This is a genomic window from Amycolatopsis sp. NPDC104863 (genome assembly GCF_055582965.1).
The window spans coordinates 202,038-213,678 of sequence record NZ_JBVJOW010000002.1; the positions used below are offsets into that span (position 1 = coordinate 202,038).

9 protein-coding genes are annotated in these 11,641 nt (G+C 71.7%); 7 read left to right on the forward strand and 2 right to left on the reverse strand.

The features are described 5' to 3' along the window. Nucleotides 1–146 precede the first annotated feature (146 nt). From ACZ63J_RS10230 to ACZ63J_RS10245, 4 genes are all read left to right on the forward strand, one after another. Entirely contained in the window at nt 147–1,421 is a 1,275-nt protein-coding gene (locus ACZ63J_RS10230) for a helix-turn-helix domain-containing protein (protein ID WP_465403969.1), read from the forward strand. Nucleotides 1,422–1,733: 312 nt separating this feature from the next. Next, nucleotides 1,734–3,998 carry a M4 family metallopeptidase gene (locus ACZ63J_RS10235; RefSeq protein WP_465403971.1) on the forward strand — a complete coding sequence of 755 codons (2,265 nt, stop codon included), beginning with the start codon at nt 1,734–1,736 and terminating at the stop codon, nt 3,996–3,998. Between the two features lie 85 nt (nt 3,999–4,083). Further along, nucleotides 4,084–5,688: a M28 family peptidase gene (locus ACZ63J_RS10240; RefSeq protein WP_465403973.1), complete on the forward strand. Its 1,605-nt coding sequence runs from the start codon at nt 4,084–4,086 to the stop codon at nt 5,686–5,688. A 137-nt stretch (nt 5,689–5,825) separates the two neighbouring features. Continuing rightward, nucleotides 5,826–6,878 carry a chitinase gene (locus tag ACZ63J_RS10245; protein WP_465335687.1) on the forward strand — a complete coding sequence of 351 codons (1,053 nt, stop codon included), beginning with the start codon at nt 5,826–5,828 and terminating at the stop codon, nt 6,876–6,878. 42 nt (nt 6,879–6,920) lie between these two features. Here ACZ63J_RS10245 and ACZ63J_RS10250 read toward each other — a convergent pair whose 3' ends face one another. Together ACZ63J_RS10250 and dapE are read right to left on the reverse strand one after the other, a co-directional pair. Next, entirely contained in the window at nt 6,921–7,721 is an 801-nt protein-coding gene (locus ACZ63J_RS10250; RefSeq protein ID WP_465403975.1) for a DUF3152 domain-containing protein, read from the reverse strand. A 272-nt stretch (nt 7,722–7,993) separates the two neighbouring features. Next, a complete protein-coding gene (gene dapE, locus ACZ63J_RS10255) occupies nt 7,994–9,052 on the reverse strand; it encodes a succinyl-diaminopimelate desuccinylase (RefSeq protein ID WP_465403977.1) in 1,059 nt (352 codons plus the stop codon). 35 nt (nt 9,053–9,087) lie between these two features. Between dapE and ACZ63J_RS10260 the strand changes: the two genes are divergently transcribed. The 3 genes from ACZ63J_RS10260 to ACZ63J_RS10270 are packed head-to-tail and all read left to right on the forward strand — an operon-like array spanning nt 9,088 to nt 11,513. Further along, nucleotides 9,088–9,516, forward strand: a complete 429-nt coding sequence (locus ACZ63J_RS10260; protein WP_465335690.1) for a hypothetical protein — start codon at nt 9,088–9,090, stop codon at nt 9,514–9,516. A 28-nt stretch (nt 9,517–9,544) separates the two neighbouring features. Continuing rightward, complete coding sequence (gene dapD, locus ACZ63J_RS10265; protein ID WP_465403979.1) at nt 9,545–10,528, forward strand: 2,3,4,5-tetrahydropyridine-2,6-dicarboxylate N-succinyltransferase; 984 nt, start codon at nt 9,545–9,547, stop codon at nt 10,526–10,528. 46 nt (nt 10,529–10,574) lie between these two features. Further along, entirely contained in the window at nt 10,575–11,513 is a 939-nt protein-coding gene (locus ACZ63J_RS10270; RefSeq protein WP_465403981.1) for a CHAD domain-containing protein, read from the forward strand. Nucleotides 11,514–11,641: the final 128 nt, after the last annotated feature.

Here is an 11,641-nt window from a genome sequence, read left to right on the forward strand (position 1 = left end):
GTGGTAAAACTGGGCTCCCCTCCCGTGCGGTGTTTTGTGTTTGTTCCCCCCCCCCCCCCCCCCCCCCCCCCCCCGGCCCCCCCCCCCCCCCCCCCCCCCCCGCGGCCTACCCTTGGACATCCGGCACCCGGTGGAAAGGCGGCTGCGTGAGTGTGAGCGGCGAGACCGTCGGCGAGCGCCTGCGTGAGCTCCGCACCGAACGCGGGCTCACCCAGCGTGAGCTCGCCGGACCGCAGTACTCCGCGGCCTACGTTTCGTCGGTCGAGACCGGCGCGCGGACGCCGTCGGGCGACGCGCTGCGGTTCTTCGCGCGGCAGCTGGGCATCGACCCCGACGAGCTGCTGGGCGGCAGCTCCCCGCGGGAGCTGGTCGAGCTGGACCTCGAGCTGATCGAGACGGCGGAACGGTTCCTGGCCGGCGACGCCCGCCGCGCGGCCCCGCGGATGCAGCGGATCCGGCGCGCCGCCGAACGCCTGGAGCGGCCGCGGCAGGCGGGCATCGCGCTGCTGTGGCTGGCCGGGTACACCCGCGGTGACGTCCGCACGAAGTACGTCGCCGAGGCCGAGACGACGTTGTCGGGCGAGCCGCCGCCGGTGCGGGCGATGGTCGTGCCGCTGCGCGCGGCGGTGCTGAGCGACTGGGGCGAGGCGCGGTATTCCCTGCACCTGCTGGAAACCTGTCACGCGGAGCTGCTGCGCGACGGGTACCCGCAGCCGTCGATGCTGCTGACGCTGCGAGCGTGTCTCGCCGAACGCCACCTGCGCCAGGGCGACCTCGAACGGGCCGCCGAGTACGCCGAGTCGGCGCTGCGGCTGACCCGCGGCGGGCCGGCGGTGCTGGCCGAGCTGACCCGCAGCCACGTCGAGGTCTGCCGCAGCCACCTGGCCGCGGACCGCTTCGCCGACGCGGCGGCGTCGGTCGCCGCGGCCTACGACCTCATGCAGGAACGGGCCCTGCACCCGGCGATGGCGCACTGCCTGCTGGCCAGGGCCCGGGTCCGCGGCCGGGCCGGCGACGTCGAAGGCGCGCTGGTCGACCTCGCGGCGGCCCGCGAGACGGCCTGGCCGGACGACGTCCCGGCGATCACGCTCGAGCTGGCGGCGGAGTACCTCGCGGCGGGCCGGGCGGAGACGGCGAGCGGGCTGCTCGACCAGGTGCGGCCCTCGGTGGTGTCGGGCACGGCGCTGGCGGCGGAGCTGCGGCTGCAGCAGGGGTCCCTGGCCCGGGCCCGGGGTGACGCCCGGCGCGCGGCCGACGACCTGCGGGCCGCGGTCGAGCTGGCCACCGGCCTCGGGGCGCGGGAGGTGCTGGTGCGCGCGCTGCGGCCGTTGAGCGAGCTCCTGGGCGAGACCGGGCGGCAGGCGGAAGCGGCGGACGTGCTGCGGAACGGGCTCATCGCGCTGGGCGCCGAAGCCGACTGAACACCGTTTCCTGAGCGGTACTAACGATTCCCGATGATCGAGATCGTCCGGCGTTCGGATGGTGTCGGGGACACTCCCTACGAAAGTCGTTCCGGCGCGGAACGCGGGGCGAATCCCCAGCACGAGCGGGGTTTGTACGAATTGACCCGCGAATCCCAAAGGCGGCGTTGGTCCGTTCGGCGCATTGACGGCCCGACGCCCTGATCCCTTTACTCGGATGCGTCCGGACGCATACCTCCTGTTAGCCCGCCGGACACGTCCCCTTTTCTCCTTGCCGGTCCACGATTCTGCCTTCATGAAAGGTTGACCTCGATGACCCATCGTGGGTTCAGAACGGGCTTGGCGGCCGCCGCCGGGCTCGCCATGACGCTCGCCTTGCCGGTGACCCCGGCGAGCGCGAGCCCAGCAGCACAGCCCGCCGCACCGGAAGCCGCCGCCGCGCGCGCCGCCGACCAGGCCGCCGCCAGCGGTCTCGACGCGCTCAAGCGGGGCCCCGCGGAATCGTTCCAGCGCGTCGGCCTGACCGCCGGTGGCGGCGGCCTCTTCTACGGCGCCTACCAGCGGACCTACCAGGGCCTGCGGGTCGTGGGCGGGGACGCGGTCGTCGTCGCCGACGGCGCCGGGCGCGTCCGCGGCACCAGCGCCGCCGAGACCGCGGCCATCACCGTCGGGACGCAGGCCGCGCTCGACGCCGCGAAGGCCGCCGCCACCGCGCGCGCTCAACTGCCCACTGTGGACAGTGTGAGCACGCCGGAGAAGGTGGTGCTGGCCGGGACGAGCCCGAAGCTGGCCTACGAGGTCGTCGTCGCCGGGCGCACCGCCACGGCGCCGAGCAACCTGCACGTGTTCGTCGACGCCGCCACCGGCGCGGTGCTCGACAAGCGCGACGACGTCAAGACGTTCGCCTCGGGCGCCCGCACCCAGGCGCAGCCGAACACGGTGAACGTCGCCGGGACCGGCAACAGCTACTACGTCGGCAACGTCTCCATCGACACGACGCAGTCCGGCTCCACGTACACGATGCGCGACCCGGGCCGGACCGGCATCAGCTGCGGCCGCGAGGGCGGGTCCGTCTACAGTGGACCGGACAACGCCTGGGGCAACGGCTCCGGCACGGACCTCGAGACCGGCTGCGTCGACGTCCTCTACAGCGTCCAGACCGAGTGGAAGATGCTCGCCGACTGGCTCGGCCGCAACGGCATCAACGGCAGCGGCACCGGCTACCCGGCTTCGGTCGGCCTGGCCGACGTCAACGCCTACTGGAACGGCTCCTCGACCCACTTCGGGCACTCGCAGGACAACCAGCGCCAGGCCACCTCGATGGACGTCGTCGGCCACGAGTTCGGGCACGGCATCTTCCAGTTCACCCCGGGCGGCGCCGGTTCCGGCAACGAGAACGGCGGCATGAACGAGTCGACCGGCGACATCTTCGGCGCGCTGACCGAGGCGTACGCGAACAACGTCAAGGACACGCCGGACTACGAGGTCGGCGAGGGTGTCAACCTGGTCGGCCAGGGCCCGATCCGCTACATGTACCAGCCGTCGAAGGTCGGCGACCCGAACTGCTACTCGTCGTCGATCCCGAGCACCGAGGTGCACGCCGCGGCCGGCCCGCAGAACCACTGGTTCTACCTGCTCGCCGAGGGCTCGAACCCGGGTGGCGGCAAGCCCGCCAGCCCGACCTGCAACAACTCAAGCGTCACCGGCGTCGGCATCCAGAAGGCCGGCAAGATCTTCTACAACGGCCTGCTGAAGAAGACCTCGTCGTGGAACCACAAGGCCGCCCGCAAGGCGACCCTCGAAGCCGCGATCGCGCTCTTCCCGGGCAGCTGCACCGAGTTCAACGCCACCAAGGCCGCCTGGGACGCCGTCTCCGTCACCGCCGCGACCGGTGAGCCTGCCTCGTGCAGCGGCGGCGGGCCGGACTTCTCCGTCGCGCTGAACCCGGCCTCGGGTTCCGTGCAGCCGGGCGCCTCGGCGACCACCACGATCAGCACCGCGATCACCTCCGGCGCGGCGCAGTCGATCACGCTGTCCGCCTCGGGCCTGCCGGCCGGCGCGACCGCGTCGTTCAGCCCGGCGACCATCCAGTCGGGTGGCTCCTCGACGCTGACGATCGCGACTTCCGCGTCGACCCCGACCGGCAGCTTCCCGATCACCGTGACCGCCGACGGGGCGAGCACCGACCACACGGCGTCGTACACGCTGAACGTCGGGACCACGGGCTCGTGCGCCGCGGTGACCAACGGGACCCGGCTGAACATCCCGGACTACCCGGGTGCCGCGGTCAGCAGCACCAACACCGTGGCCGGCTGCGCGCGCAACGCGTCGTCGACCACCAAGGTCGAGGTGCACATCACCCACACCTACAGCGGTGACCTGGTCCTCGACCTGGTCGCGCCGGACGGCACCGCCTACCGGCTGAAGAACTCCAGCTCGTCGTCCACGCCGAACATCAACACCACCTACACCGTGAACGCTTCCACCGAAGCCGCGAACGGCGCGTGGCAGCTCCGCATCCGAGACGTCGGCCCCGCCGACACCGGTTATCTGTCCTCCTGGACGTTGACCGTGTAACACGCCCCACCCCGTGAAGGCCGCACCAGCCCGGTGCGGCCTTCACGGCCGTTCTCCCCAACCCCCATCGAAGGAACTCACCGCCATGAAGTGGAAAACTCGCCTCGGCGCCGGGGTCACCGCCCTGGCCGCCGTGCTGGGCGTTGTCAGCGCGCCAGCGGCCACCGCCGCGCCCGCCACGGCGCTCGCCGCGCCGGACATCTCGCTGGCCAACATCAAGACCCACCTCAACCAGCTGCAGACCATCGCCAACAACAACGGCGGCACGCGCTCCCCGCGCGGCGCGGGCTACGCGGCGTCGGTGTCCTATGTGGAGAACCTGCTCAAGAACGCGGGCTTCACCACGACCCGGCAGACGTGCACCAGCTGCATCGGCCAGTCGCAGAACCTGATCGCGGAGTGGCCGCAGGGTGACGCGAGCCAGGTCATCATGCTCGGCGCGCACCTCGACAGCGTGAGCGCCGGCCCCGGCATCAACGACAACGGCTCCGGCAGCGCGTCGATCCTCGAGACCGCGCTGACGCTGGCCCGCACCAACCCGGCGATGGCCAAGCGCGTCCGCTTCGCCTGGTGGGCCGACGAAGAGTCCGGCCTGGTCGGCTCGAAGTACTACGTCAACAACCTGCCCAGCGCCGAGCGCACGAAGATCAAGACCTACCTCAACTTCGACATGATCGGCTCGAAGAACTGGGGCTACTTCGTCTACGACGACGTCGCTTCGGTCAAGGCGATCTTCGACGAGTACTTCTCCTCGATCGGCATCCAGACCGAGGGTGACAGCGAAGGCGACGGCCGGTCCGACCACGCGTCGTTCAAGAGCGCGGGCATCCCGGTCGGCGGCCTGGCCACCGGCGCCGGGGACATCAAGTCGTCGGCCCAGGCCCAGAAGTGGGGCGGCACCGCGGGTGCGGCGTTCGACAACTGCTACCACCGTGCCTGCGACACGACGTCGAACATCCCGGACACCCCACTGGAGAAGAACTCCGACGCGATCGGGTACGCGCTGTGGAAGCTGGCCGTCGCGACCACGCAGGGCAACGACTTCTCGGTGAGCCTGAACCCGACCGCCGGGACCGTCCAACCGGGACAGTCGCTGCAGGTCGCCGTCAGCACCGCGACGACGTCCGGCAGCGCGCAGTCCATCTCGCTGTCGGCTTCGGGCCTGCCCGCGGGCGCGACCGCGTCGTTCAGCCCGGCGACCGTCCAGTCGGGCGGCTCCTCGACGCTGACCATCACGACGTCGGCTTCGACCCCGACCGGGAGCTTCCCGGTGACGGTGACCGCGGACGGCGCGAGCGTCGACCACACGGCGTCGTTCACCCTCGGCGTCGGGACGTCGTCGTGCGCGCCGGTGACCAACGGGACCCGGCTGAACATCCCGGACTACCCCGGTGCCGCGGTGAACAGCACCGCGACGGTCGGCGGCTGCACGCGCAACGCGTCCAACGCCACCAAGGTCGAGGTGCACATCACCCACACCTACTGCGGTGACCTGGTCATCGACCTCGTCGCCCCGGACGGCACGGCGTACCGGCTGAAGAACTCCAGCAGCGACTCGACGCCGAACCTCGACACCACCTACACCGTCAACGCCTCTTCGGAGGCCGCGAACGGCGCGTGGCAGCTGCGGCTGCGCGACGTCGGCCCGGCCGACACCGGTTACCTGTCCTCCTGGACGCTGACCGTCTGACCCGCGACCGGGGCGCCTTCGCCGCGGAGGCGCCCCGGTTGTCTAGACCACCCGTTCGTAGGTAGTCAGCGCTTTCCCGGTTTCCCTATCGTGGACGCCACACGCCGCGTTCGCCCTCAACGACGATGGGAGCCGGTATGTCCGGTCGCAGAACCCGCTTCTTCGGATCCCTCCTGGCGGCGGTCCTGGCCGTCCCGCTGCTCGTGTCGGCCCCCGCGCAGGGGGCGGTGCAGGCCGACACGTGCGCGGTGAAGTCGCGGCCCACGGGCAAGGTCCTCCAGGGCTACTGGGAGAACTGGGACGGCGCCGCGAACGGCGTCCACCCCGGCATGGGCTGGGTGCCCATCACCGACGCTCGCATGGCCCAGCACGGGTACAACGTCATCAACGCCGCCTTCCCGGTGATCCGGTCCGACGGGACCGTGTTGTGGGAGAACGGGATGGACGCCGGCGTCAAGGTGTCCACGCCCGCCGAGATGTGCGCGGCGAAGGCCGCGGGCGCGACGCTCCTGATGTCGATCGGCGGCGCGGCCGCCGGTATAGACCTGTCCTCCAGCGCCGTGGCCGACAAGTTCGTCGCGACGATCGTGCCGCTTTTGAAGCAGTACAACTTCGACGGGATCGACATCGACATCGAGACCGGCCTCACCGGCAGCGGGAACATCAAGACGCTCTCGGCCTCGCAGTCCAACCTGATCCGGATCATCGACGGCGTGCTCGCGCAGATGCCGTCGAACTTCGGGCTCACGATGGCGCCGGAAACCGCTTACGTGACCGGCGGCAGCATCACGTACGGCTCGATCTGGGGCGCCTACCTGCCGATCATCAAGAAGTACGCCGACAACGGCCGGCTGTGGTGGCTGAACATGCAGTACTACAACGGGTCCATGTACGGCTGCTCCGGCGACTCGTACCAGGCCGGGACCGTGCAGGGCTTCACCGTGCAGACGCAGTGCCTGAACCAGGGCCTGGTCATCCAGGGCACGACGATTCGCGTTCCGTACGACAAGCAGGTCCCGGGTCTGCCGGCCCAGCCCGGCGCGGGCGGCGGGTACATGTCGACGAGCCTGGTTTCCCAGGCGTGGCGGTCGGTTCCGGGGCTCAAGGGCCTGATGGACTGGTCGATCAACTGGGACGGCTCGAAGGGCTGGACCTTCGGCAACAACGTCAAGTCCCTGCAGGGCCGCTGAGATGTCGTGAGTGGTAATTCGGGTTAGAACCCTAATTACCACTCACGAGTCGCCGGCGGGGATCGGGTCGTTGTACTCCCCGGACGGGCCGGCGTACTCGCGCCCGTCCGGGAACGGCCAGGGGTTCGGGACGCAGCCGTGCAGCCCGAGCGTCTGCTGCTCCATCACCGGCGCCGGCCGGCCCGCGCCCGGGCACAGCTCGTGGCCGTGGCCGAGCCGGTGCCCGGTCTCGTGGGTGACCATGTACTGGCGGTACTGCGCGAGCGGCGCGCCGTAGTTCGGGACGGCGTTGGCCCAGCGGGCGATGTTGAGCACGACGTTGCTGCCGTTGCGGCAGGAGGTGTAGCCGTCCGGGGTGCCACCGCACAGCTTGTCGCGGCTGGCGGGGGTCGCCAGGTAGATCGTGAAGTCAGCGCTGTCGTCGGGGCCGACCTGCTGCAGCCGCCACTCACCGCCGCCGGTCCAGCCGCGCGGGTCGCCGAGGATGCCGCGGATGTCCTTCGCGAACTCGGCCGGGCCGACGCCGTTGATGTCGGTTTCGAGCGCGATCCGGTACCGCATGAGCCGGCCGCGGGCGCCGGCGACCTGATCACTGCCGGGGGTGAACATCCACTGGCCGGACCCGGTCCGCGGAAAGGTGATGGCGACCTCGACCGGCGCGGCCTGCGTCACCGGCTCACGCGCATCGGGCGGCGGCGGCACGGAGGTGGCCTCCCCGATGGCCATGACCACGGGCCCGGCCGCGGGCGCGGCGACGGGCTGCTGCTCACAGGCCGTCCCAGCACCGATCACCGCCACGGCGAGCGCGGCAACGGCCGCGGCCCGTCTCGCGGTTTTGGGCATGGTCCCTCCCGGCTGCACCCCTCACGGGGAGATACGGACAGCGGCCCGGAAAAGTTGCGGTGACGTCCGGTGCCGGAGCGTCACCGCAGCTCAGCGGGTCCGGATGTGACGACCGCCACTTGATGCGAGCGGCGTGGCCGGCCTGGGGAGGAGCGCCGGATGTCAGGTCGACAACGGCGGGTCACGATCGTCGCAGCTGGGGTGCAGGACGTCGAAGTCCGTCCGGCAGTCCGAGCTGAACTACGAGTGTGAGAAAGCCCGGCGACGGCCACTCAGCTCAGGAACTTGCGGAGCACCTCGGCGACCTGCCCGATCTCCGCCGTCCGGACGTTCTCCTGCTGGGTGTGGGCCAGGGTCGGGTCGCCCGGGCCGAAGTTCACCGCCGGCATCCCCAACGCCGCGAAGCGCGCCACGTCCGTCCAGCCCAGCTTTGCCGCCGCGCGGCCGCCCGCTGCCGCCACCAGTTCCGCCGCCGCCGGGGCGGACAAGCCGGGCAGGGCTCCCGGGGACAGGTCCACAACGGACAGTTCGTACCCCTCGAACACCTCGCGCAGGTGCTGTTCCGCCGCCTCCGGGGAGCGGTCGGGGGCGAACCGGTGGTTCACCGTCAGGACCGCCGCGTCCGGGACGACGTTGCCCGCCACACCGCCGCCGATCGACGTCGCCTGGAGGCCCTCGCGGTAGGTCAGCCCGTCGATGTCGACGACCCTCGGTGTGTACTCCGCCAGCCGGCGCAGGGGCTCGGCCAGCGCGTGGATCGCGTTCTCCCCCATCCACGCCCGCGCCGTGTGCGCGCGCTTGCCGGCCAGCCGCAGCTCGACGCGCATCGTGCCCTGGCAGCCGGCTTCGATCACGGCGTTCGACGGCTCGCCGACGATCGCCAGGTCGCCTGCCAGCCACTCCGGCAGCTCGCGCTCGATGCGGCCGAGGCCGTTCTTGACCGCTTCGACCTCTTCGTTGTCGTAGAACACGAACGTGATGTCGTGCCTGGGCGAAGGCAGCGTCGCCGCGAGGTGCAGGAAGACCGCGTCGCCGCCCTTCATGTCGACCGTGCCCAGGCCGTGGAGCACGTCCCCTTCGCGCCGTGACGGCAGGTTGCCGTTCTCCGGCACCGTGTCCAGGTGCCCGGCGAGCACGACCCGCGACGCGCGGCCCAGGTTCGTCCGCGCGAGGACGGCGTCACCGTTGCGGACGACTTCGAGGTGCGGCGCCTGCTTCTCGAGCGCTTCCTGCACGAGCGTCGCCAGCTCGGCCTCGCTGCCCGAGACGCTGAAGACGTCCACAAGGGCAGCCGTGAGGTCGACGGGGTCCGCGTGCAGGTCGAGGCTCATGCCCGGCACGCTACCGGCAGGGCTACCGTGGGCCTGTGCGTAGGTTCCCGGTCGCCGTCGGCGGCGCGTTGCTGGTCCTGGTCCTGTCCGGCTGCGGCAACGAAGCCGGCCCGACCCCCAAGCAGGGCGGCGAGCCGGGCCCCGACGCGCTCCCCACGAAGCTGGACGCGCTGACCGTCGACCAGTGCTTCGCCAGCCCGCGCACGCAGCTGCCGAAGGGCTGTGAGAAGTACGTCACGGAGATCGGCAACGTCCCGGGCTCGGCCCGCAAGCGCGCGGACGACCGCGACCCGCAGCTGGTCGCCGAAGCCGACAAGCTGGACACGGCCGTCAAGGCGTTCCGCAGCTCGGGCTGCACGACCGTGCCGGACGCGGGCGGGCCGTGCACCCAGGCGCTGGTCGACATCGCCGCCGCCCTTTCGGGGCTGAAGAAGCAGGTGGACGCCCGGCCCACAACGGGCTGACCGGCCCCGCTCGACTACGGTGAGGGCCGTGAGCGAGCAGAGCCCGAACCCCGAAACGACCGGCGCCAGCGGCGTCGGGCTGGCCACCGTCGCGACCGACGGGACGGTCCTCGACACCTGGTACCCGCACCCCAAGCTGACCGACGGCGGCACCGCCGGCACGCAGCGGCTGAGCGCGGAGGAGGCCGAGGAGGTGCTCGGCGAGGCCGCCGCGGGCCTGCTCGGCCCGGACACCGACCGCGGAGTCGAGGTCGTCGCCGTCCGCACCACGATCGGCAAGCTCGCCGACGCCCCGGCCGACACCCACGACATGTACCTGCGGCTGCACCTGCTCTCGCACCGGCTGGTCCGCCCGCACGGCCAGAACCTCGACGGCATGTTCGGCCTGCTGGCGAACGTCGTGTGGACCAACCACGGCCCGTGCCCGGCCGAAGGCTTCGAAGCGACCCGGCTGCGGCTGCGGGCGCGCGGCGCGGTGACCGTCTACAGCGTCGACAAGTTCCCGCGGATGGTCGACTACGTGCTGCCCGCCGGTGTCCGGATCGGTGACGCGGACCGCGTCCGGCTCGGCGCGCACCTGGCCACCGGCACCACCGTGATGCACGAGGGCTTTGTCAACTTCAACGCCGGCACGCTCGGCGCGTCGATGGTCGAAGGCCGGATCTCGGCGGGTGTCGTGGTCGGCGACGGCTCCGACGTCGGCGGCGGCGCGTCGATCATGGGCACGCTCTCGGGCGGCGGCAAGGAGACCATCTCGCTGGGCGAGCGCTGCCTGATCGGCGCGAACGGCGGCGTCGGGATCTCGCTGGGCGACGACACCGTCGTCGAAGCCGGCCTCTACGTCACGGCGGGCACGAAGGTGGTCGTTGACGGCAAGGTCGTCAAGGCTCGCGAGCTCAACGGCATCTCCGGCGCGGTGTTCCGGCGCAACTCGGGCACCGGCGCGGTCGAGGTCGTGCCGCGGACCGGCAGCGGCGTCGAGCTGAACGCGATGCTGCACGCCAACGACTGAGTGATCGTGGGAGGTACCGCCCGGTAGTTCACCTACTATTCATGAGGTGACCACCGAATCGTTGCCTCGTTTGCCCGTCGAGCTGGGTCTGCCGGAGCTCCCCGTCGTGGCGAGCCCGGCCGATCCGGCGGCGCACCACGTCCGGGCCAAGCTCGACCGGGAGATCCGCGCCCTGCTCGCCTACGAGCCCGGCACCCGCTCGGGCGCGGACCCCGAGGACCTGCACCAGATGCGCGTCGCTTTGAGAAGAATGCGCAGCGTGCTCAAGCTGTCCGGCCCGCTGGTCGGCGACGGCGCCGAGCCGGTGCGCGCGGAGCTGGGCTGGCTCGGCCAGTCGCTCGGCGAGGTCCGCGACTACGACGTCCTCATCGGCCACCTGCGTGAGGTCGTCGCCGGCTTCGAGGTCCGCGACCAGGCCGCCGGGCACCGGCTCGTGTCCCGGTTCGTCACCGAGCGCACCGCGGCGAAACGGCGGCTGACGCGGGCCCTGTCCAGCGCCCGCTACTCGACGCTGTTGCGCGAGGTCAGCCTGCTGACCCGGGACGGGGAGACGGCCGCCGCAGTCGCGGAGGAGTCGCACGACCTCATCGCCGGGCTGGCGAAGCCGCACCGCAAGCTCACGAAGGCCGTGCGCGCGCTGCCCGCCGACCCGCCGGACGACGACCTGCACGCCCTGCGCATCCACGGCAAGAAGCTCCGCTACGCCGCCGAGCTCGCGCAGACGTCGGCGAAGAAGAAGCGGGCCAAGCGCATCAAGAAGCTGATCAAGGCGACCCGGGACTTCCAGACGGTGCTCGGCGACCACCAGGACGCGGTGATCGCCGCCGAGCGGATGCGCACGGTGCTGGACACCGCGGACGGCGAGGTCGGCTTCGTCGCCGGCCGGATCGCCGAGCGCGAGCTGGCCCGCCGCGCCGAGGCCCGCGCGGTCTGGCACGACTCCTGGGCCGCGGTCGACGCCGCCGCCCAGGCCCTCCACGCCTGACCCGTCGTGGGGGGGGGGGGGGGGGGGGGGCCCCCCCCCCCCCCCCGGCAAACACCGAGGAAGAGAACAAACGGACCCCCCCCGCCCGAACAACCCCCCCCCGCCCCGGCCTCCGCGATCAGACCACG

What these genes read in the sequence shown, in the direction of transcription:
- ACZ63J_RS10245 (WP_465335687.1), top strand. Translation starts at nt 5,826, where the DNA reads ATGTCCGGTCGCAGAACCCGCTTCTTCGGATCCCTCCTGGCGGCGGTC.
- dapE (WP_465403977.1), bottom strand. Translation starts at nt 9,052, where the DNA reads ATGAGCCTCGACCTGCACGCGGACCCCGTCGACCTCACGGCTGCCCTT.
- ACZ63J_RS10235 (WP_465403971.1), top strand. Translation starts at nt 1,734, where the DNA reads ATGACCCATCGTGGGTTCAGAACGGGCTTGGCGGCCGCCGCCGGGCTC.
- ACZ63J_RS10250 (WP_465403975.1), bottom strand. Translation starts at nt 7,721, where the DNA reads ATGCCCAAAACCGCGAGACGGGCCGCGGCCGTTGCCGCGCTCGCCGTG.
- ACZ63J_RS10240 (WP_465403973.1), top strand. Translation starts at nt 4,084, where the DNA reads ATGAAGTGGAAAACTCGCCTCGGCGCCGGGGTCACCGCCCTGGCCGCC.